At 60.7% G+C, this 20984-nt stretch carries 22 protein-coding genes; 4 read left to right on the top strand and 18 right to left on the bottom strand.

The features are described from left to right. Positions 1 to 524: 524 nt before the first annotated feature. The 12 genes from ACPYOP_RS16215 to ACPYOP_RS16160 all read right to left on the bottom strand — a co-directional run bounded on the left by ACPYOP_RS16215 (position 525) and on the right by ACPYOP_RS16160 (position 11498). Positions 525 to 683 (bottom strand): hypothetical protein, encoded by a 159-nt coding sequence (locus ACPYOP_RS16215; RefSeq protein ID WP_481411387.1) that lies wholly within the window; start codon positions 681 to 683, stop codon positions 525 to 527. 162 nt (positions 684 to 845) lie between these two features. Next, entirely contained in the window at positions 846 to 1034 is a 189-nt protein-coding gene (locus ACPYOP_RS16210) for a hypothetical protein (RefSeq protein ID WP_481411386.1), read from the bottom strand. Between the two features lie 160 nt (positions 1035 to 1194). Next, positions 1195 to 1944, bottom strand: a complete 750-nt coding sequence (locus tag ACPYOP_RS16205; protein ID WP_481411385.1) for an ABC transporter ATP-binding protein — start codon at positions 1942 to 1944, stop codon at positions 1195 to 1197. After that, positions 1941 to 2774: an ABC transporter ATP-binding protein gene (locus ACPYOP_RS16200; protein ID WP_481411384.1), complete on the bottom strand. Its 834-nt coding sequence runs from the start codon at positions 2772 to 2774 to the stop codon at positions 1941 to 1943. Before ACPYOP_RS16200 ends, ACPYOP_RS16205 begins: the two co-directional genes overlap by 4 nt. Further along, the gene (locus tag ACPYOP_RS16195) at positions 2771 to 3697 is read right to left on the bottom strand and encodes an ABC transporter permease (RefSeq protein ID WP_481411383.1); all 927 of its coding nucleotides are present in this window, start codon (positions 3695 to 3697) and stop codon (positions 2771 to 2773) included. The genes ACPYOP_RS16200 and ACPYOP_RS16195 overlap by 4 nt, the downstream gene beginning before the upstream one ends. Then, positions 3694 to 4740, bottom strand: a complete 1047-nt coding sequence (locus ACPYOP_RS16190) for an ABC transporter permease (protein ID WP_481411425.1) — start codon at positions 4738 to 4740, stop codon at positions 3694 to 3696. Before ACPYOP_RS16190 ends, ACPYOP_RS16195 begins: the two co-directional genes overlap by 4 nt. 42 nt (positions 4741 to 4782) lie before the next feature. After that, a complete protein-coding gene (locus ACPYOP_RS16185; RefSeq protein ID WP_481411382.1) occupies positions 4783 to 6423 on the bottom strand; it encodes an ABC transporter substrate-binding protein in 1641 nt (546 codons plus the stop codon). A 48-nt stretch (positions 6424 to 6471) separates the two neighbouring features. Beyond that, a complete protein-coding gene (locus tag ACPYOP_RS16180; protein ID WP_481411381.1) occupies positions 6472 to 7530 on the bottom strand; it encodes a dipeptidase in 1059 nt (352 codons plus the stop codon). A 178-nt stretch (positions 7531 to 7708) separates the two neighbouring features. Then, positions 7709 to 8734, bottom strand: a complete 1026-nt coding sequence (locus tag ACPYOP_RS16175) for an ABC transporter permease (protein WP_481411380.1) — start codon at positions 8732 to 8734, stop codon at positions 7709 to 7711. A 32-nt stretch (positions 8735 to 8766) separates the two neighbouring features. Beyond that, positions 8767 to 10308, bottom strand: a complete 1542-nt coding sequence (locus ACPYOP_RS16170) for a sugar ABC transporter ATP-binding protein (RefSeq protein ID WP_481411379.1) — start codon at positions 10306 to 10308, stop codon at positions 8767 to 8769. Between the two features lie 73 nt (positions 10309 to 10381). Next, on the bottom strand, positions 10382 to 11311 hold the full coding sequence (locus ACPYOP_RS16165) for a sugar ABC transporter substrate-binding protein (protein ID WP_481411378.1): 930 nt from the start codon (positions 11309 to 11311) through the stop codon (positions 10382 to 10384). 37 nt (positions 11312 to 11348) lie between these two features. Next, positions 11349 to 11498 (bottom strand): hypothetical protein, encoded by a 150-nt coding sequence (locus tag ACPYOP_RS16160; protein ID WP_481411377.1) that lies wholly within the window; start codon positions 11496 to 11498, stop codon positions 11349 to 11351. A gap of 186 nt (positions 11499 to 11684) precedes the next feature. Here ACPYOP_RS16160 and ACPYOP_RS16155 point away from each other — a divergent pair, with 186 nt between their 5' ends. Beyond that, a complete protein-coding gene (locus tag ACPYOP_RS16155; RefSeq protein WP_481411376.1) occupies positions 11685 to 12191 on the top strand; it encodes a DUF1993 domain-containing protein in 507 nt (168 codons plus the stop codon). 6 nt (positions 12192 to 12197) lie between these two features. On the opposite strand, the gene ACPYOP_RS16150 is transcribed toward ACPYOP_RS16155, so the two are convergent. From ACPYOP_RS16150 to ACPYOP_RS16140, 3 genes are all read right to left on the bottom strand, one after another. Beyond that, entirely contained in the window at positions 12198 to 13769 is a 1572-nt protein-coding gene (locus ACPYOP_RS16150; RefSeq protein ID WP_481411375.1) for an alkaline phosphatase family protein, read from the bottom strand. Further along, positions 13747 to 14730, bottom strand: coding sequence for a UDP-glucose 4-epimerase GalE (gene galE / locus ACPYOP_RS16145; RefSeq protein WP_481411374.1), 984 nt, complete (start codon positions 14728 to 14730; stop codon positions 13747 to 13749). The genes ACPYOP_RS16150 and galE overlap by 23 nt, the downstream gene beginning before the upstream one ends. A gap of 169 nt (positions 14731 to 14899) precedes the next feature. After that, on the bottom strand, positions 14900 to 15088 hold the full coding sequence (locus ACPYOP_RS16140) for a hypothetical protein (protein WP_481411373.1): 189 nt from the start codon (positions 15086 to 15088) through the stop codon (positions 14900 to 14902). A gap of 210 nt (positions 15089 to 15298) precedes the next feature. On the opposite strand from ACPYOP_RS16140, the gene ACPYOP_RS16135 reads away from it, so the two are divergent. Next, a complete protein-coding gene (locus ACPYOP_RS16135) occupies positions 15299 to 16585 on the top strand; it encodes a nucleotide sugar dehydrogenase (protein WP_481411372.1) in 1287 nt (428 codons plus the stop codon). 15 nt (positions 16586 to 16600) lie between these two features. Here ACPYOP_RS16135 and ACPYOP_RS16130 read toward each other — a convergent pair whose 3' ends face one another. After that, entirely contained in the window at positions 16601 to 17536 is a 936-nt protein-coding gene (locus ACPYOP_RS16130) for a UDP-glucose 4-epimerase family protein (RefSeq protein WP_481411371.1), read from the bottom strand. A 187-nt stretch (positions 17537 to 17723) separates the two neighbouring features. On the opposite strand from ACPYOP_RS16130, the gene ACPYOP_RS16125 reads away from it, so the two are divergent. After that, positions 17724 to 18299, top strand: a complete 576-nt coding sequence (locus ACPYOP_RS16125; RefSeq protein WP_481411370.1) for a sugar transferase — start codon at positions 17724 to 17726, stop codon at positions 18297 to 18299. 22 nt (positions 18300 to 18321) lie between these two features. Here ACPYOP_RS16125 and ACPYOP_RS16120 read toward each other — a convergent pair whose 3' ends face one another. Then, positions 18322 to 18540, bottom strand: a complete 219-nt coding sequence (locus ACPYOP_RS16120; protein ID WP_481411369.1) for a hypothetical protein — start codon at positions 18538 to 18540, stop codon at positions 18322 to 18324. On the opposite strand from ACPYOP_RS16120, the gene ACPYOP_RS16115 reads away from it, so the two are divergent. Then, positions 18518 to 19843 (top strand): O-antigen ligase family protein, encoded by a 1326-nt coding sequence (locus ACPYOP_RS16115; protein ID WP_481411368.1) that lies wholly within the window; start codon positions 18518 to 18520, stop codon positions 19841 to 19843. The two genes, ACPYOP_RS16120 and ACPYOP_RS16115, sit on opposite strands and share 23 nt — an antisense overlap. Positions 19844 to 19853: 10 nt before the next feature. On the opposite strand, the gene ACPYOP_RS16110 is transcribed toward ACPYOP_RS16115, so the two are convergent. Then, the gene (locus ACPYOP_RS16110; protein ID WP_481411367.1) at positions 19854 to 20981 is read right to left on the bottom strand and encodes a glycosyltransferase family 4 protein; all 1128 of its coding nucleotides are present in this window, start codon (positions 20979 to 20981) and stop codon (positions 19854 to 19856) included. Between the last annotated feature and the right edge of the window lie 3 nt (positions 20982 to 20984).

Raw genomic sequence — 20984 nt, 5'->3', positions numbered from 1 at the left:
GGTGAGCCCTCAATATCCCGCAGAAGATGAACTTAAACTGAACCCCATAAAAAGATTCGCAAATTCCTGTCGGGACGCCTCGTTTCCGAAACGGTTCACGAGCCGATCGATTGGCCACCGCTCACCGACTTACGAACAAGCGGAGATCAAACCCTTCAGCCCCAATCGCCGTCCCATGGAAACGGTCCTGCTCGCGAACAGGGGAAATGCACAATGCACAAGAGCCTTTGGTCCCCTCCGCATCGCCGGGCCATGACCGCGCCGACCGCTTTTTATATTTGCGGGAAGCTTACCGTTTCTGCGCGGCATATTCTATCGGCCGGGCAAATTTTCTTTGCCCGGCGAAGTTCTGCCAACGGGAGGAAGGGGGAGCTGCGGTGAAATGAAACTGAGCTTCGGACGGACCGGCCCGCGCATGGCGGCCGACACTCCAGCCTCGCCTGGCCCTTGACGCCGCTACGGGCGCAACAAACAGGACCACGCTGTGCGGGTGGCATGGGCTGCCGCCCCGCAAGACATCGCGCTTAGACGACGATGCCGCAAACGATGGCCGCAACGAACAGGAATGCGGCGGAGAACAGGACGACATGGATCGCCGTCTGTATCTTGTGCCGCGTCCTGGCGGCGCGCTTGGAATCATCGAACTGATTCACATGCGTATTCGAAATACCCAAATTCGCCATGTGTCGCCTCCGTTCGTTTCTTATATGTCTCTCAGATCGAGCCTGGGACGGATATTCATATATTTTCTATCAACTAGGTAGAGATGAATTTCCGTCCAGAACATCAGCTGAGAAAAATTAAACTACTGGATTTCGAGGACCCGAAAGATCGGCAGTGCCAATTCAGCAAAGAATGCGGCGGGCCCAAATCAAGCTGCGCTCGATGGCGCTGGTATCGGCCGCCTGCTCTTCGGCAGATCCGGCCTGGCGGCGGCTGTTTTCATCGGAAAGAGAGGCGGACCGTGCACCTTCCTGCTTCGCCGGAATCGGCGGATGAAGATAGCCCATGGTCATGCCACCCATGAAAAACATGCCTGCCTCCACTTAACGTCTGATCCTTGATCGGGATCACGAAAGTTAACTGCCATTAACGAGATCATGACAGAATTGCGGCAGGTGTCAATAGTCTATACGATTGGTCGTGTTTAACCGGCCCATTCGTTAATGGGACGAAGGCGCAAGTGTCGCCCGCTCAGGCGCGGACGAACCCCTTGCTGGCGACCATCAGATTGCGCGTGTAGTCTTGCCGGACGTCGCCCGCCGCCAATTCCTTCGCCGTTAATCTTTCGACGACAGCGCCATTGCGCATGACGGCTAGACGCTCGCACATATGGGTGACGACGCCGAGATCGTGGCTGACCATGACGAATGTCAGGTGGCGATCCCTGCGCACCTGCTCGAGCAGATTGAGCACCTCGGCCTGCACGGAGGCGTCGAGCGCCGAGGTCGGCTCGTCGAGCAGCAGAATGGACGGCTCGACGATCAGCGCGCGGGCAATGGCAACGCGCTGACGCTGGCCGCCGGAAAGCTGGTGCGGATAGCGGAAGCGGAAACCGGAGCCGAGGCCGACTTCGTCGAGCGCTCTCGCGATGCGCGTTTCACTGTCGCCGATCCCGTGGATCGCCAGCGGCTCCAGGAGCAGCCGGTCGATCGTCTGGCGCGGATGCAGGGAACCGTAAGGGTCCTGAAACACCATCTGCACCTGGCGATAGAAGGTCTTGCTGCGCTTGGCACCCTTCAGCTGCTCATTGCCGACGCGGATCGTGCCATCCGTGACGGGTGCAAGGCCCGCAACGGCGCGCAGCAGCGTCGACTTGCCGGAACCGGACTCGCCGACCAGACCGAAGGATTCGCCCTTGTTCACTTCGATGCCGACGGCATCGAGCGCATAATAGCCGTCATAGACGACGCTGAGGCCATCAACTGCGAGTGCTGTCGTCATGCCGCCCACTCCGGCTTGCGGTCGAGTACCGGCAGCGGATGCCTGTTTTCGCCGATGACGGGCATGCAGTTCAGCAGGCCGCGCGTATAGGGATGCTGGGCATTGTTCAACTCGGAAGCCTTGAGTTCTTCCACGACCTTGCCTGCATACATGACGATCACCCGGTCGCAGAAGGAAGATACCAGCCGCAGGTCGTGCGAGACGAAAATCAGTCCCATGCCGCGCTCCGAAACAAGCTTGTCCATGATCTTGAGCACGTCGAGCTGGACAGTAACGTCGAGCGCGGAGGTCGGCTCGTCGGCAATCAAAAGTTCCGGCCCGGCGATCAGCATCATGGCGATCATGACTCGCTGGCCCATGCCGCCCGATACTTCGTGCGGATGCAGGTCGTAGACACGGCCGGGATCGCGGATCTGTACCGCTTCCAACATGGCCATGGCACGGTCTCGCGCCTCGGCCTTGCTCACCTTCTCATGCGTGCGCAGCGTCTCGGTGATCTGCCGGCCGATGGTCATGACGGGATCAAGCGAGTATTTCGGATCCTGCAGCACCATGGCGATGCGCTTGCCGCGCAGCGACCGACGCTCTTTAGCCGAAGCCGACAGCAGGTCGATGCCACTGAAGTTCAGCCTGTCGGCGCTGATGAGCGCATGCGGCGGCGTCAGCCCCATGATCGCGCGACCGGTCTGCGACTTGCCGGAACCGCTCTCGCCGACAATGCCGAGCCGCTCGCGGCCGAGCGTGAAGGACACGCCGCGCACGGCTTCGATGACGCCCGTACGCGTCGGATAGCGGACCCTGAGGTTCTCCACGGTCAGAAGTGTCGTCATTGCCCGCTCTCCTTCGGATCGAGCGCGTCACGCAGGCCGTCACCGAGCAGGTTGAAGCCGAGGCTGACGATGAGGATCGCAATGCCAGGCATGGCCGCCACCCACCATTGATCGAGATAGTATTTGAAGCCGCTTGCGATCATCACACCCCACTCCGGCAACGGCGGCTGCGCGCCAAGGCCCAGGAAGCCGAGACCGGCGGCGGTCAGGATCACGCCGGCCATGTCGAGCGTGACGCGGACGATCACCGAGGAGACGCAGAGCGGCATGACATGACGGAAGATGATGCGCAGGGGCGAGGCACCCATGAGCTGCACGGCGGCGATATAGTCCGAATGCCGCACCGTCATCGTCTCGGCGCGTGCCAGGCGCGCATAGGGCGGCCAGGAGGTGATGGCGATGGCGATGATGGCATTCTCGATGCCGGCCCCGAGCGCGCCGGCAAAGGCAAGCGCCAGCACCAGCTTCGGAAAGGCGAGAAAGATGTCCGTGATGCGCATCAGGATCACATCGACCCAGCCGCCCATATAGCCGGACACCATGCCGATGATCAGCCCGATCGGCGCCGAGATGATCGCGACAAGCACGACGATGTAGAGCGTCCAGCGCGACCCGTAGATCAGACGGGACAGGATATCGCGCCCGAGGTCGTCGGTGCCGAGAAGATAGCCCGGCGTGCCGGGCGGCTTCAGATAGGCGTTGGTGAGATCGCCGATAACGGGCGAATGCGGGGCGATGACATCGGCAAGGGCGGCGATCAGCACCAGCGCGAGAATGATCAGCAATCCGATGACGGCCAGGCGATTGGCGGAGAACTGCCGCCAGGTGACGTAGGCACGCCCGAGCCTTGCCTGCCGGCGCGACTGCGGCCGGTCCGACAGCAGCCAGTCACGCCAGCTGATTTGCGTGGTCCCAGCCGTCATTTACGTCGCGTCCTTGGATCGAGGGTCCGATAAAGCAGATCGGATAGCAGGTTGATGCCGATGAAAACCGTGCCGATGACAATGGTGCCGCCGAGCACGGCGTTCATGTCGGCATTGCGCAGCGAACTGGTGATGTAAAAGCCGATGCCCGGCCAGGAGAACACGATCTCCGTCAGCACCGATCCCTCCAGCAGCGATGCGTAGGAAAGCGCGATCACCGTGATCAGCGGCACCATGGCGCTGCGCAGGGCATGCCCCCAGATCACCCGCGTCTCCGAAAGTCCCTTGGCGCGGGCAGCGACGATATATTCCTGCCCCAATTCGTTCAGCATGAAGCTGCGCGTCATGCGGCTGATGTAGGCGAGCGCGAAATAACCGAGCAGCGAAGCCGGCAGGATGATGTGCCGGAACACATCCCAGAACACATCCCATTGCCCCTGCATGGCGCTGTCCAGTAGGAAGAAGCCGGTGACCGGCGTGAAGCTATACTCATAGGCGATATCGATGCGGCCGGGATAGGCGACCCAGCCGAGCTTCGCATAGAAGATGACGAGCGCCACCATCGCCAGCCAGAAGACCGGCAGCGAGTAGCCGACGAGACCGATGACGCGCACGACCTGGTCGATAAGACTGTTGCGGCGCACGGCGGCAAGCACGCCGAAGGGAACGCCGAAAACCGAGCCGATGATCGTGCCGACGGTGGCAAGCTCCATCGTCGCGGGGAAGACCCGCTTGATGTCGTCCATGACCGGATTGGTCGTCAGTACCGAAGTGCCGAAATCGCCGCTCAGCGCGCTCAGTAGGTAATAATAGAATTGCAGATAGAGCGGCTGGTCGAGATGCATCTCGCGCCGCAGACGCTCCAGCACCTGCGTCGGCGCATGGTCGCCGGCGATCGCCAGCGCTGGATCGATCGGGATGACGCGCCCGATGAAGAAGGTGACGGCCAGAAGGCCGAGATAGGTCGTGACGGCCACGACGAGGAATCGCAGCAGACCCATGAAGAAGGGAGCGGCACGGCCCTTCCTGGGCCGCACCTGCATTTTTCGTTCGACAATGCTCAAAGAACTAGTCCCGCCGGATCATCACTTCGAGATCGGCCAGACGAAGTTGGTGTCGAAGCTCGGACCGAGCTTGAAGTCCTTCACATCCTTGCGATAACCGGCGACTTCCGTCTGCTGGTAGAGGAAGACGAAGGGGCTGGCCTCCAGATATTTCTTCTGGATCTCCCGGTACATGGCAGCACGCTTGTCGGTATCGACCTCGAACAGCGCCGCCTTCGTTTCCTTGTCGAGCTCCGGTGTCGTCCAAGCATTGCGCCAGGCAAGCGTCTTGTTGGTGCCCGCGTCGGAATTGTCGGGATTGTTCGTGAACGTATCGGCGTTGGAATGGGGGTCCCAATAGTCGTTGCCCCACTGGCCGTAGTAGATGTCGTGATTGCGGGCGCGGTACTTGGTCAGCTTCTGCTTGCCGTCGCCGGGAATGATTTCGACCTTGATGCCGGCCTGGCCGAGCGTCTGCTGGACCGCGGTGGCGATACCGGTATCCGGCTCGATACTGCGCGCATCCATGGTCACGGAGAAGCCATCCGGCAGGCCGGCCTTGGCCAGGAGCTCCTTCGCCTTGGCGACATCGAGCTTGAACGGATTTTCATCCAGCGCGCCGAGCAGGCCCTTCGGCTCGAAGGTCTGATGGACTTCGCCGACGCCCTTGATCAGCGTCTTGCCGATAGCATCATAGTCGACCAGGTACTTGAACGCCTGCTGCACTTCCGGCTTGGCAAGGTTCGGATTCTTCTGATTGAGGCTGATGTAATAGATCGTGCCCTTCGGCGCATTGGTGGAGGCAAGCTGCGGGTTCTTCTCGACCGCGGCGAGATCGGTCGGCGACAGGTTGCGGGCGACGTCGATATCACCGTTCTCCAGCGCCAGACGCTGCGCCGAGCTTTCCTTCATGAAGCGGTAGATGACGCGGGCAAGCTTCGGCTTCTCGCCGTAATAATTGTCGTTGCGCTCCAGCACGACGGCCTCATTGGCGCGCCATTCGCGCAGCTTGAACGGGCCGGAGCCGGCAAAGCCAGTCTTCAGCCAGCTATTGCCGAAGTCGTTGTCGTACTTGTAGTCGGCCGACGGCGTTGCCGGCTTGACGTGCTGCAGGACCAGCTTCTTGTCGACCACTTCGGCAACCGTCGCCGTCAGGCAGTTCAGCACGAAGCTCGGCGCATAGGGCTTGTCGACGGTGAAGGTGAAGGTGTTCGGATCGGTCGCCTTGGCCTTTTCCGTCACATTGTCGCCGGTGAGGCCGAACTGGGTGAGGATGAAGGCCGGGCTCTTGTCGAGCTTGACGACGCGCTCGAAGGACCAGGCGACATCGTCAGCGGTGATCGGGTTGCCGGAGGCGAATTTCAGGCCGGGCTTCAGCTTGAACGTATAGGTGAGATGATCGTCGGAAACCGACCAGCTCTCAGCCAGGTCGCCCTTGATCTTCGAGGTATCGTTGATATCGAGGCGAACGAGCAGGCTGTAGGTGTTGCCGGTGATTTCGGCAGCCGACAGCTCATAGGCCTCGGCCGGATCCATGCTCAGAATATCGTCGAAAGCAAAGCCCTCGACCAGCGTATCCTTGGGCGTCGCAGCATATGCGTTCGGCGCCGCCATCAGCAGAAGCGAGAGAGCCACGCCTGCGGAAAGCGCGCGGAACCCGCTGTTCATCTTGGTAATCATCATTGTTTTCATTCCCCTTTTTTAAACTCTACACAATATTCCGGACGCACTCTAACGGCTGCCTTCCTTCCAGGCGGATGCCAGGACGCGAAGCCAGTTCTCCCTGCACAGCTTTACGAGATCGGCCTCACCATAACCAACGTTCCGAAGAGCGGCAATCAGGTTTTGGTTGCCGGCCGCATCGCCGATCTCGGCTGGAATCGTCGCTCCGTCGAAGTCCGATCCAAGACCGACGCAGTCGATGCCGACGCGGCTGACCAGATGATCCACATGCCGCACCATCGCCTCGAGCGGCGTATCGGCATCCGAGCGCGCATCCTCACGCAGCATCGCCGTCGCATAATTGAGACCGACGATACCGCGGCTCTCCTTGATGGCGTCCAGCTGCTTGTCGGTGAGGTTGCGCGCAACGGGCGTCAGCGCGTGCGCGTTGGAGTGACTGGCGACCAACGGCTGGTCCGAGGTCTTCGCCACATCCCAGAAGCCCTTTTCGGTGATGTGGGCGAGATCGACGAGGATACCGAGCCGGTTGCATGCGCGCACCAGCGCAAAACCGGCATCCGTCAGGCCAGGTCCGGTATCGGGCGAACTCGGATAGGCGAAAGGCACGCCGTGGGCAAAGACATTGTTGCGGCTCCAGACGGGACCGAGCGAGCGCAAGCCGGCGGCGTAAAAGGTTTCGAGTGCCGCAAGATCGGCATCGATGGCTTCGCAGCCTTCCATATGCATCACGGCGGCAAAAACGCCCTTCTCCATGCAATCGCGGATCTCGGCGGTGGAGCGGCAGAGCTTCCAGGCGCCGGCGCGATCGAGCCGCAGAGCGATCGCCGCCATGTCCAGCGCGATGTCGAGCGAAGGCGCGCGCTCCAGCGGCACAGCCAGCGGCGTGGCATAGTGGCCGTTGCCATCCGGCTCGGCAAAGACGAGATCGCCCGACGGAATGTAGATGGCGCAAAGGCCGCCGGCCAGGCCGCCCGCGCGCGCTCGCGGCGCGTCGATATGGCCGCCCGACGTTCCGTCCCTGAATTCGGCGATCGGATCGGCGCCGTCGCGCGTATGATGCCAGAGTCTCAGGAGAACGTCGTTATGACCATCGAATACGGCTTGCATTTTCTATCCCGGATGAAGCGCTCGGGGGGAGCGAATGGAAAGCGGCCAGAATAGAAAAGCTGACAGGATTCGCCATACCCAAATGAAAAAAATTTGCATTTGCATGGAATGGCATATTCAAACGGAAAAGGCGGGGTAAAAACCCCGCCTAAAGGATCGCTGACGATGTTCAGGCGTTTCAGCGCTTGGCCCGCTTCTTCTGGCGGTAGACGTCGATGGCGACAGCAGCGACGATGATGAAGCCCTTGGCGATTTCCTGGTAATAGGCATCGACGTTGAGGAAGGTGAAGCCGGAGATCATGACACCGAGAATGACGGTGCCGATCACGGTACCGGCGATGCGGCCGACACCGCCGGTCAGCGACGTGCCGCCGATGACTGCGGCAGCGATCGCATCCAGCTCGTAGTTCACGCCCATACCGGCCTGCGCCGTTTGCACGCGGGCGGCGGTGATGATGCCGGCGAGACCGGCGAGAAGCCCGGCAATCGCATAGACCTTGACCAGATGCCCCTCGACATTGATGCCCGAAACGCGCGCCGCCTGCAGATTGGCGCCGATCGCATAGGTGAACTTGCCGTAGCGCGTGTAGCGCAGCACGATATGGAAGACGATGGCGATGATCAGGAACACGACGACGGGCCAGATGCCGGAACCGATGAAATTGAACTGGTCGGTCAGGCCCGAGATCGGCTGGCCCTTGGTATAGAGCTTCGACAGGCCGCGGGCCGAAACCATCATGCCGAGGGTGGCGATGAAGGGAGGGATCTTTGTCCGGGTGATCAGCTGGCCGTTGATATAGCCGGCCAAAAGCCCGAGCAGCAGGCCGACGCCGATCGGGACGAAGAAGGGCATGTCGGTCAATGCCGGATAGACGGCCCTCGCCCATGTCGACGACTGGGCGAAGCTCGCGGCGACCATGGCCGTCAGGCCGACCACCGAACCCGATGACAGATCGATGCCGCCTGTTATGATGACCTGCGTCACGCCGACCGAGATGATGCCGATGACGGAGACCTGCAGGATCATGATCTTCAGGCGCTGCAGGTTCATCAGGAAGCTCTGGCCGACGAAGATCCAGCCGAGAACTTCACACAGAAGAGCGATACCGATCAGCACCAGGAAAATGCCGAGTTCGGGCGGCACGCGCCGGCGTCTTGGCCGTGTGACTGCCGGGGCGGTCGCCTCTGCAACTTTGCTAACCATGGTTCAATCCTCCCTTGCGACGATTGGCGGCGTCACTGCGCGGCCAGTTCCATCACCTTCACTTGAGTTGCGTCCGCGCGATCCAGGAATCCGGTGACCCGTCCCTCATGCATCACCATGATGCGGTCGCTCATCCCGAGCACCTCGGGCATTTCCGACGAGATCATGATGACGGCGACGCCGTTGCGCGCCATTTCGGTGACGAGGCGATGGATTTCCGCCTTGGCGCCGACATCGATGCCGCGCGTCGGCTCGTCCAGGATGAGAATGCGCGGATTGGTGAGCATCCATCGGCCGATCAGCGCCTTCTGCTGATTGCCACCCGAGAGATTTTCGATCCGTTCGTCGAGATTCGGCGTCTTGACGCGCAACTTCCTAGCCATCTCCTCGCAGGCCGCTTCGATCGCGCCCTCCTGCACGAAGCCACCCCGCACGAACTTGTCGTGCAGTACGGCCACCTGCATATTTTCAAGCACGCTGAGGATGAGAAGACAGCCCGTATCCTTGCGGTCTTCGGTCAGGAAGGCCATGCCGTGGCGGATCGCCGCCGCCGGCGAGGAAATCTCGGCCTTCTTGCCGAAGAGCTCGATCGTGCCCGATGAAGCGGGTGTGACGCCGAAGATCGTCTCGGCGACATTGGACCGGCCCGATCCCACAAGCCCGGCAACGCCGAGGATTTCGCCAGCCCTGACATCGAAGGACACATTGGAGAAGACACCGTCGAGGCTGAGATCCCTGACGGAGAGCACGGTCTCGCCGATCGGCACCTCCTCCTTCGGGAACATCTGCGTGATCTCGCGGCCGACCATCATGCGGATGATGTCGTCGCGCGTCACATCGGTGGAGGCGTGCGTGCCGATATATTTGCCGTCGCGGAACACCGAAAACTCGTCGGCGATCTCGAACAACTCGTTCATCTTGTGGGTGATGTAGACGATGCCGATGCCCTGGGTGCGCAGATCGCGGATGATCTGGAAGAGATGCGCCACTTCGCGCTCGGTCAAGGCCGAGGTCGGCTCGTCCATGATCAGCACATCGGAATTATAGGACACCGCCTTGGCGATTTCGACCATCTGGCGGCTCGCGACGGAAAGCTCGCGCACCTGGATTTCAGGATCGATGGAAATGTTCAAGCGCTGAAAGAGTTCCTCGGTCTTGCGGCTCATTTCGGCATGGTCGACCAAACCGAAGCGGTTCTTCGGCTCGCGGCGGATCCAGATATTTTCCGCAACCGTCATGAAGGGCATCAGGTTCAGTTCCTGATGAATCATGGCAATACCGTTTTCCAGCGCATCGAGAGGCGATTTCAGCCGGATTTCGACACCCTTCAGGAGCACTTCGCCCTGGTCGGGGATATAGATGCCGGCAAGGATCTTCATCAGCGTCGACTTGCCCGCGCCGTTTTCGCCCATCAACGCATGCACCGTTCCGCGCTTCAGGCGGAAGGAAACGTCGTCGAGGGCCAGCACGCCGGGAAATTCCTTGCGGATGCCTTCCGCGTTTAGCAGATAGGCAGCATTGGGGACAGCACCGCTGGCGCGCACCGCCGCCATGGTGGATGGGCTCACAACCATTTTTCCCTCCCGGGCAGATCGGATTTCAAAGGATGCGGGCTTTAGAGCCCGCATCCGTCGATCACTCTCGTCATCAGTTCTTCTTGACGAAGTCCTTGACGTTGGTCGGCGTGACGAGTTGGAAGGGAATGTAGACCTTCTTCTCGACCTTTTCGCCCTTGGCGAGCTTCAGTGCGACGTCGACCGCACCCTTGCCCTGACCGGCGGCATCCTGGAATACGGTGACCTTCAGGTCGCCGGCCTGCATGGCCGCCAGTGCATCCTGTGTCGCATCGACGCCCGCGACGATGGCCTTGTCCAGCGGCTTGCCGGCAGCCTTCAGCGCCTGGATGGCGCCGATCGCCATTTCGTCATTGTTGGAAATCACGGCATCGAACTCGATGCCGCTGGAGAGCCAGTTGGTCATCAGGTCGGCGCCCTGGGTGCGCTGCCAGTTGGCAGTCTGCTCCTGAACGATCTGGATGCCCTTGCATTCGTCGGTCGCAACCACGTCATGGACATCCTTGGTGCGCATGCGGGCAGCCTGGTTGGAGAGCTCGCCCATCATGATGACGGCCTTGCCCTTGCCACCCAGCAGCCGGCACACTTCCTTGGCTTCCAGCGTGCCGGATTCCTTCTCGTTGGAGGCGACGAAAGCCTGCTTGTCCGGAAGGCTGTCGACGTTTGCCGGCTCGCGGTTGACGTAGACCAGCGGGATATTGGCATCGGCGGCCAGCTTGGAAATGGCAGCCGTCGCATCGGTATCGACCGGGTTCACGATGATGGCATCGACCTTACTGGCGATGAAGTTCTGGATCTGGCTCTGCTGCTTGGCGATATCGTTCTGAGCGTCTTCGACCTGCAGCGTCACGCCCTTCATGCCCTTTGCGTAATCCTGCATGCCGTTGCGCAGGACGGTCAGGAAGTTGTCGTCGAACAGTGCCATGGAAACGCCGATGGTTTCGGCATGGGCAGCGGTCGACAGCATAAGCGCCATCGCGGAGCCAAGGATAAATTTCTTCATGTTTTCCTCCCAGATACGGTGCCCGGCCACACCCCTCCTAAATACCGGGGCCCTCAGTCTCGACCGCAGGGCCTGTCATCAATTCGGCCGTCACTCCCATGACGGCCACATTGAAAAACGGAACAAACAAACCGTAAAATTCTTTATGCGGAATATTCATTCCATTTTTCAAAGCAAAGGTCAACACCAAATTCTGCCCACGCGGCGGGGACCCGCGAAGGCGGATTTTATCGCCGGCGCCAGCTGTAAGACCCGAAGGCCGAACCTACATACGGGCGCCCGGCGTGATGGAACGGTTATTCCATCGGCACGGGAACGGAATAGAATGCCGATGACCAACCGGCCGCACTGCGGCAAGCAACGGAGAACACGCATGCCCTCGATGTACAGTTTCTCGGTCCCTATCTTTCAACGCGGCCTCCAAAACCTCTCCGTCTACCTGGACAAGATCGAGTCTCACGCCGCGGAAAAAGGTATTGCGCCCGCCGAGCTCGTTTCCGCCCGCCTCATCGACGACATGCTGCCGCTCTCCGGCCAGTACCAGCGCGCTTCCGATACGGCGAAGCTTGCCATTTCCCGTCTTGCCGGCATCGATGCGCCGCGCTTCGAAGACAACGAGACGACCGTCGCCGACCTGCGCGAACGTCTGAAAAAGACACAGGATTTCCTGGCGACGATCACGCCGGCCACCATGGAAGGCAGCGACACGCGGGAGGTGACGATCACGCCCGGAGGCAACAAGATCGTCTTCAAGGGCGAGGATTATCTGGCGAAATTCGCGCTGCCGAACTTCTTCTTCCACGTCACGACGGCGCACGACATCCTGCGCAGCCGTGGACTGGCGGTCGGCAAGATGAACTATCTCGGTGCGCTCGGCTAAAATTATTTAGGGCCGGAGCGACACCGGCCCTTTTTCCGTCAGTTCCGTATAGGCAAGCGTCTGATCCAGATGCCGGGCACGAAGGGAGAGGAGCTTTTCGGCATAGGCAAGCCTGATTGCCAGATAGGCGCCGTCTTCGGCGACATTCGACAGTTCCCCCGGATCCTTCGCGAGATCGAAGAGCAGCGGCGGAAGCCCGGCACAATGGACGTATTTGAAGCGCTCGTCGCGGACGACGGCCAGATTGCACGCATTGGGCCGCAAACCGAAATGCCGCTCGGGAATGCCTGCGGCGATATCGCGGAAATCGAACTCCCAGAAAGTCGCATCGCGCCAGCTCCCCGGTTCGCAACCGGAGAGGAACGGCAAAAGGCTCTCACCATCGACATGGTTTGCCGGCGCTATGCCGAGCCGGTCGCACAAGCTCGGGAAAATATCCGCGGCACTGGTGAAATGCTCCATCTGCCGGCCATGCGTGGCAGGCTGGCCGGGATCGCGAATGACGAGCGGAACATGATAGCTGCCGTCGAAGAAGCCACCTTTGCCGAGCATCCAGTGATCGCCCATCATCTCGGCATGGTCCGAGGTGAAGATGATGACGGTATCGTCCCAGGCGTCGGCATCCTGCAATGCCTGCCAGATCCGGCCGAGCTGCGCGTCGACCTCGGCAATCATGCCGTAATAGATGGCGCGGATCGCCGAAAAATCCTGCGACGTCCACTCGCCGATGGAGCCTTTGCCGCCATGCAAGAATCCGCCCTTGTCAATGAGCGGCAGACCGAAGGCGAGCAGCGGATGCGATGCCATTTCCGCTTCGCGGTCGGCGGCACGCGCGAAAGCCGGGCCATCGGCGGGCGAGAACATGCGGTTATATGGCTCCGGCACAGAAAAGGGTGGATGCGGCCTCAGGAAGGAAACATGCGCGAACCAGGGCTGATCCTGCTCGCCGAGCCAGCGGATGAATTCGCCCGCCAGGAAGGCCGTCTGCGTCTCATCTCTGGAATAGGCCGGTGCATTGCTGGAAATCTCGCCAGGTTCGGCACTGAGCGGAATATGAATATCGCGGCTGATGGCATCGGCATGGCCGCGCGACCGCAGCCAGGATAGCCATTGCTTCTCATGCTCCGGCAGAAGCTGCCGTGCCGTGAAGCCGGGCAGCACACCCTCATAGGTCGTCAGATGCGGATCGTGGGGATCACGGCCGCGCGGATCAGGCGCCGTGTCGGTATAGCCGAACAACGTCGGATCATAGCCGGCCCGACGCGCCGCAAGCGCGACATTGTCGAAACGCGCATCCAGCGGCGAGCCGTTGCGGCAGACCCGGTGGTTCATCTGGTAAAGGCCGGTATAGAGCGTCGCACGCGCCGGCGAGCATGGTGCCGCACCGGCATAGTGCCGCCGAAACAACACACCTTCCTGCGCCAGCGCATCGACATTCGGCGTCCGGACGCAGTCGTGACCGACGGCGGAGAGGCAATCTCCCCGCCATTGATCGGCCGAGATCAACAGGACATTCGGGCGCTTGCCCCCAATAGCGACTAAGGAAGAACGCCCTTCAGTGCTGGTTAGACTTGGCATGCCAATTCCAGGCGGATTGGATGATCTCGCTCAGATCATATTGCGGCGCCCAGCCGAGAATATCGCGGGCCTTGTCGTTGTTGGCGACCAGCGTCGTCGAATCACCCTCGCGGCGGCCGACATATTCGACCGGGAACGGCCGGTTCGACACGGTCTCGATCGTTCCAAGCAGCTCCTTCACCGTTGTCCCCGTGCCGGTGCCCAGATTGAGTGCAACGGAATCGCCACCGCGGAGCAGATATTCCACGGCGCGGACATGGGCGTCGGCGAGATCGAGCACATGGATATAATCGCGCACGCAGGTGCCGTCGCGCGTTTCATAATCGCTGCCGAAGACCTTGAAGCCCTGACGCCTTCCGAGCGCCGCATCGATGGCGAGCGGGATGGCATGGGTTTCCGGCGTATGCCACTCACCGATCCGCCCCTCGAAATCGGCGCCGGCGGCGTTGAAATAGCGCAGCACCACGGAGCGCAGACCCTTGTACTGGTCATAATCGGCAAGCGCCTGCTCGACGATATATTTCGTGCGGCCGTAAGGATTGATCGGAACCTGCCGGTGGCTTTCGTCCAGCGGTACGCTCTGCGGCAGGCCATAGGTCGCGCAGGTGGAGGAAAAGACGAAGGCATTGACGCCAGCCGCCTGGGCCGCCGACAGCAGGGTCAGCGTGCCGATGACATTGTTTTCATAGAAGGCGACCGGATCCTTGACCGACTCGCCGACCTCGATCAACGCGGCGAAATGCAGGATCGCGGCAGGCTTGTGCTTGGCAAGAACCTCGTCGAGACGCGCGCGATCGCGGATATCGCCTTCCTCGGCCGGACCCCATTTAACGAATTCGCGATGACCGTTGGAGAAATTATCATAGACGACGGGCTGAAAGCCCTTGTTCGCCAGATCCAGACATGTATGCGAGCCGATATAGCCGGCTCCGCCTACCACAAGCACTGTTTCTCCTGCCATGACCATCCCTTCTCGACTCATAACGATTTGCCACCCCAAGCGCGGCGGACCGGTTCGATCCGACGCGTACACTTAGAGAGCTGTAACCGACTTGCAAGGCTGGAGAAAGGCGCAAGTTCGGCAGATCAGGAATGGACGGAGGTGCTGAGGTTTTCGCACACCTACGCTTCTACTCGCCGCGCTCGCCCTCGAGATTGGCGATTTCGTCCGAGATTTCCGAAATCCTTTGCCGGAGCTCAGACTCAGTGCCGTCGTCCACCTCGCCATCGCCGAAACAATAGCGCGCAATATGCAGCTCAAGCCTGGCTTCGAGCTGCTCGCGCTGGGTGCGGAGTTGTTTGAGATAGCTGTTTCGCATTGCGAACCGCGCTTTCCAAGAAATTAGGTCTCACCCTAGTAAATGGGGTTGAAGCCTGAAAGTTTCGATGGCCGCCCGTGCCCGTTGCAAAGCCATTGGCTGGTCATCACATTCATGCGACCCGCACCTGAAATGATCCTGAAGGCGAATATTCCCGCTGACATCGGCTTCGGATTTGGGCTAATTCAGGTGGATTGTTCGAGGTATGCTGTGTTGAACGAAAAAATTGCCGTCATCGGCCTGGGTTATGTGGGCCTGCCCGTCGCGATCGCGCTCGCCGAAAAATTCCATGATGTGGTCGGTTTCGATATCAAGGCCTCCCGCGTCACGGCACTGAAGGCTGGGGAGGACGATACGCGCGAGGTTTCGGCCGAGCGGCTGAGGTCGAGCGGGCTGCGCATCAGCAGCGACATTGAAGACCTCAAGGATCGGCATATCTTCATCGTCGCCGTACCGACGCCGATCGACGGTAACCGGCAGCCGGACCTGCGGCCGATGATTTCGGCCTCCCGCACGGTGGCCGAGGTTTTGCGCGAAGGTTCGGTCGTCGTCTACGAATCGACCGTTTACCCCGGCGTCACCGAAGAGGTTTGCGGCCCGGTGCTGGCGGAGGTTTCCGGCCTGCGGCAGGGCGAAGACTTCCATCTCGGCTATTCGCCGGAGCGCATCAACCCCGGCGACAAGGAACACACCTTCGAACGCATTGTGAAGGTCGTTGCCGGCGATGACGAGGAAACGCTTGAACGAATCGCCGCCATCTACGGCGCCGTGGTGAAGGCCGGCATCCATCGCGCCCCCAGCATCAAAGTGGCCGAGGCCGCCAAGGTGATCGAGAATACCCAGCGCGACGTCAATATCGCGCTGATGAACGAGCTTTCGATCATTTTCGAGAAGATGGATATCCGCACGGCCGACGTGCTGAAGGCGGCCCGGACGAAATGGAACTTCCTGCCCTTCACCCCCGGCTTGGTGGGCGGCCACTGCATCGGCGTCGATCCCTATTACCTGACGGCCAAGGCGGAAGAGCTCGGCTATCACCCAGAGGTCATTCTTTCCGGCCGCCGCATCAACGACGGCATGGGCGCCTTCATCGCCCAGAAGCTCATCAAGATGCTGGTTAAGGCGAAAAAGCCGATCAATGATGCCCGGATCGGCATCTTCGGCCTGACCTTCAAGGAAAACGTCCCCGACCTGCGCAACAGCCGCGTGCCCGACATTATAAGCGAACTGCACCAGTTCGGTCTCGAGCCGCTGGTGCACGATCCGATGGCGAGCCATGCGGAAGCGGAAGAGGAATATGGCATACGCCTGAGGGAACTGAAGGACTTCGGCGAGCTCGATGCTCTCGTGCTGGCCGTCCCCCACAAATCCTATTTGGCCGACGGCACCTCCGAGATCCTGAACCTGCTGAGCGAAAACGGCGTGGTAGTCGATGTAAAGGCCGCCCTCGATCGGACCAATCCCCGGCTGGCAGGCCATTCGGTCTGGAGCCTTTAAGGCTCCCAAGCCAAATCAGCGTGCCTTCGCTCCGCCAGCCGCGGCCGTTGCCGCCAGCCCCTCTTCGACGGAATAGGGCGGCGACCAGCCGGTGATCGCTCTCGTCTCGCCGATATCGACCTGCAGCGAACCCAGCAGCCGTTGCGCAGCCGCCCTGCGGCCGAGAAGGGCTGCAAGCCCTTCCAGCACGGCCGGTGGCACCGGCAGCATCAGAGCCTTTCGCCCCGAAGCCTCGGACAATCTCTCGATCAGCTGACCGATCGAAAGATCCTCGCCGTCGCTGATGAGAAATACGCGATTGCCGGCGGACGGATGGCGGGCGCAAAGCAGCATGAAATCGACGAGATTACCGACGAAGACGAGAGACCTGCGATTCCGAACCGCGCCGAATGGCCACGGAAACGGCCGCGCGGCCCATGTCATCAGAGTTGCGAAATTCGCCTTGACGCCGGGACCGTAGACGAGCGGCGGCCGGATGATGACGATCTCCATGCCGGTCTCCGCTGATATCGCAAGCAAGGCCTCCTCCGCCTCCAGCTTGGAGCGGCCATAGGCATCCTCCGGATGCGGCGCGTCCGAGGCCTTGAACGGGCTTCCCTCCGCCGTTCCCTCGCCATTGACCTTGACCGAGCTCAGGAAAATGAAGCGCTTGACGCCGGCGCTTGCGGCCTGCCGCGCCAGATTGACCGTCGCATCGACATTGACGGCACGGAATGCGGCCAGCGGATCGGCGGCATTTTCGTTCATCACGTGAACGCGCGCCGCCAGATGCATGACGATATCGACGCCGGTAAGGGCGGCCGACCAATCCGTCTCCCCGCCGATTGTGCCGATAGCGACAAGCCCCGGCCGGGGAGAACGGCTGACCGGCCGATAGTCCATCTGCCGGCGGGAAAGCTCGGCACACAAGGCCTGCCCGACAAAACCCGTCGCACCTGTCACCAGGATCATGCGTCCACCGCCTCTACTTTTCGCGCCATCATTACCGCCGACATGCTTTGCACGGGATATCCACGTGGAACAAGGGCGGGGAATCTTGGCCGAGGCCAGTTGTGCTTAAATTCGCGATATGAGATGCACAGGACAATGACGACCTTCATCGCCGCCCCAACCGGCGTCGATGCAACAGCAAGAGATGATGTTTTACACGATCGCCAAGCGCCTTTTCGATTTTCTCGCCGCTCTTGCCGCGACCATCGTCTTTTTCATTCCGATCCTCATTGTCGCCGTCGCCGTACGGCTGACGTCGCGAGGCCCGATCCTCTATTGGTCGGATCGGGTCGGCCGGAAGAACAGGATCTTCCGCATGCCGAAATTCCGCAGCATGCGCACCGAAACGCCCGCGGTCGCAACCCACCTCCTGAAGGACGCCAATATCTATCTGACGCCGATCGGCTCCTTCCTGCGCAAATCGAGCCTCGACGAGCTGCCGCAGCTCTGGTGCATCCTCAAAGGGGAGATGAGCGTCGTCGGCCCGCGCCCCGCCCTTTTCAATCAACACGACCTCGTCGCCCTGCGCACCGAACGCGGCGTCGACGCGCTTCTGCCGGGTTTGACCGGCTGGGCGCAGATCAACGGCCGCGACGAACTGCCGATCCCCGAAAAGGTGGCGCTGGACGAAGACTATCTGCGCCGGCGCTCCTTTCTTTTCGATCTCAAGATCATTTTCCTGACAGCGTTGAAAGTAGTTCGACGCGACGGAGTTGCCCATTAACAAGCATCCGGCGAAATCGACATCATTGACGCACCGGCATGGGAAAATTGCCGTATTCCTGCCCCTTTGCGACCATAGTGGCCGTCATGGGAGCGAGAAATGCCGGATGATGAACCAATTCTGGACGAAGGCGGACGACCTTGGACGACTCGCGCATGAACAACCCCCATGCTGATCTTGCAGCAGAGCCGATCGGCATCACTAAAGCTGCCAGCAGCATGGCAAAACCGGTAGCGGTCATTGGCGGCCTTCTCTGGCTTCTCGTCGCCTCCCCGACCGTCGTCGAAAGCGATGCCTACCGCTATGCCACCGCGCTCCTGTCCCTGATCGCTCTCTTTTATTACCTGAGAGCGCCGATACGGCCGCGCACGGACTGGATCGGCTGGCTCTGCATGGGCTGGGCCTTCTATGTCATGGCCCGTTTCGCCATTACCTTTTGGCTGACGCCGCAGCACGATATCGGTGCCTCGGATTGGCTCTATGCCTTCCCCTTCTTCTTTCCCATCATGGGCGTCGCCTTCCTGCTCTATGAAGAGCTGATGGAAAAGATCGTCGCGGCTTATTTCGCCATGGTCCTCATCATGCTTGTGGCAACACAGCATCTGCGCGAGGTCTTCGCCGGCGAAACCGTGCGCCCGCTGATCATGAACAATCAGATCCACGGCGCCGTCGCCTGCGGCATGATCGTGATCTTCACGCTGTTCTGGCTGCTGCATTATCTCACGGAAAAATCCAGCGACCGCCGGATCGCGCGCTTTGCCTATATGGTTTCGCCCTTCATCTTCGCGCTTTGTTTCATCGCCATCTACGGTGCCAAATCGAAAGGCGTCTGGCTCGCGCTCGGCGTAACCCTGCCTATCCTGGCGCTCCTTGCGCTGACCTATCTGCGCTTGAAGAGCGGCGTCGTCATTGTCATCGCCGTGGCGGCGCTGTTGGTCGCCGGCATCTACGGCGTGCGGCACAATCTCGACAAGACGGCTGGACCGACCGTGTCGGCCGCCATTTCCATGGTGGAAAATATGGCCGACGGCCATGAAATGAGCGGCGTGGTTTCGAGTGCGATCAGCTCCACCGATACACCCGTATCGATGGACGAGCGCCTGCAGCTCTGGTCCAACAGCTGGGAAGTCTTCTCCTCCGCGCCGTTCTTCGGCTGGGGCAACCGCTGGCTGGAGCGCTGGGCCGAGACGCGCTACTCGCATATCCAGTACACCTTGCTGCACAATGGCTATCTGGAGATCCTGGTGCGCTACGGCCTCTTCGGCGCCGCCGTGATGGCCTTCATGCTCGGTGTCTTCATCCGCGCCGTCTGGCGCGCCCGCAAGGCCGGCATCATCCCGCGCGCCGCATGGCACGCCTATATCGCCTGCCTCTTCTTCTTCTCGCTGACCCTGCTCAGCAACTCCAACAATCGCCTGGCGATCGGCGAAGGCCTCGCCTTCGCCTCCTCGGCCTTTGCCTGCTGGTGCCACATGCGGCTGAAGGGGGAGTATTTGGCGGCGGGGACGGTGGCGGTGCAGCGGAAAGCAGCCGCAGCCGTTTGACCATTCAGCCTTAACGGACACCATGGCGGCGCTTGGCAATCGCGGTTTCGAAAACCTGCTCTAGCCGGTGCGCACTTTCCGTCCAATCAAATCGGCTGGCGTTAGATTTCGCCTCTCCGGCAAGGCGCTCATAAAGCGCATTGTCGGCCGCGAGGCTCTCTAGGCCCCTGCAAATCGATTGCACATCGTCGGGATCGACGAGTACACCCGCTGCCCCGGCAACCTCGGGCATGGAAGACCTGTTTGATGTCAACACAGGTATGCCCATCGCGTTGGCTTCGATAATGGGAAATCCGAAGCCTTCGTAAAGCGACGGCATAGCCAGGAAACGCGCCTGGCCATAGAGCTGCGCCAAATCGGCATCCGACACATAACCGGTCAGCCGAACGGATGACTGAAGATGAAGGCTTGCGATATGCTCATCAAGATCGCCAAGTCTCCAACCTTGGCCACCCGCGAGCACAAGCAGCAATTCCCGTCGTATCGCCTCCGGCAGCAAGGCATAAGCCTCCAGCAGCCGCAACAGATTTTTGCGCGGCTCGAGCGTTCCGACGAAAAGAATATAGGAGCGATCAATCCCAAATGACGCCAGAGGCTTTGGCTGCACCGCTTCCTGGATGACCGTCAAACCGGGATAAATGACATTCAGTTTTTCAGCCCATCCCGGAAATTGGTCCTTTAACACATTGGCCGTCGCCTCGGAAACGGCAACGACCTCGTCCGCAACGGCGATTCCCGGCTTCATCAACCAGCGATCACCCATGCGCGTCTGCCACCGCATCGTTGCCGCCATGTCTTTCCAGACGAGGTCGTGAATCGTGACTACGCGGGCAATTCGGCGATCAAGAAAGGATGGCAGACGATGCGCCGGCCCCCAGAAAACATCGAGACCATCCTGCGCGGCGCAACGCGGAAGCTCGGTCTGAGCCCAGATCATACGCTTTGCGCCGCCGCCCGGGAACCGAGCGACCCGTAGCTGCGCCGGCGGCAGGTCCTTTACATCCCCGTGAGGGGACTGCGGAAAATAAAGGTAAAGCTGGTGGCCACGAAGCGCGAGATGTCGGCTCATTTCCAGCACATAGCGGCCAATTCCGGTCATGCTCGTCGTCAAATTACGCGCATCGATACCGATCTTCATGCG

This window comes from Rhizobium sp. KNZ2-6A, assembly GCF_056755475.1.
This window is presented reverse-complemented; position numbering and strand designations above follow the sequence as displayed.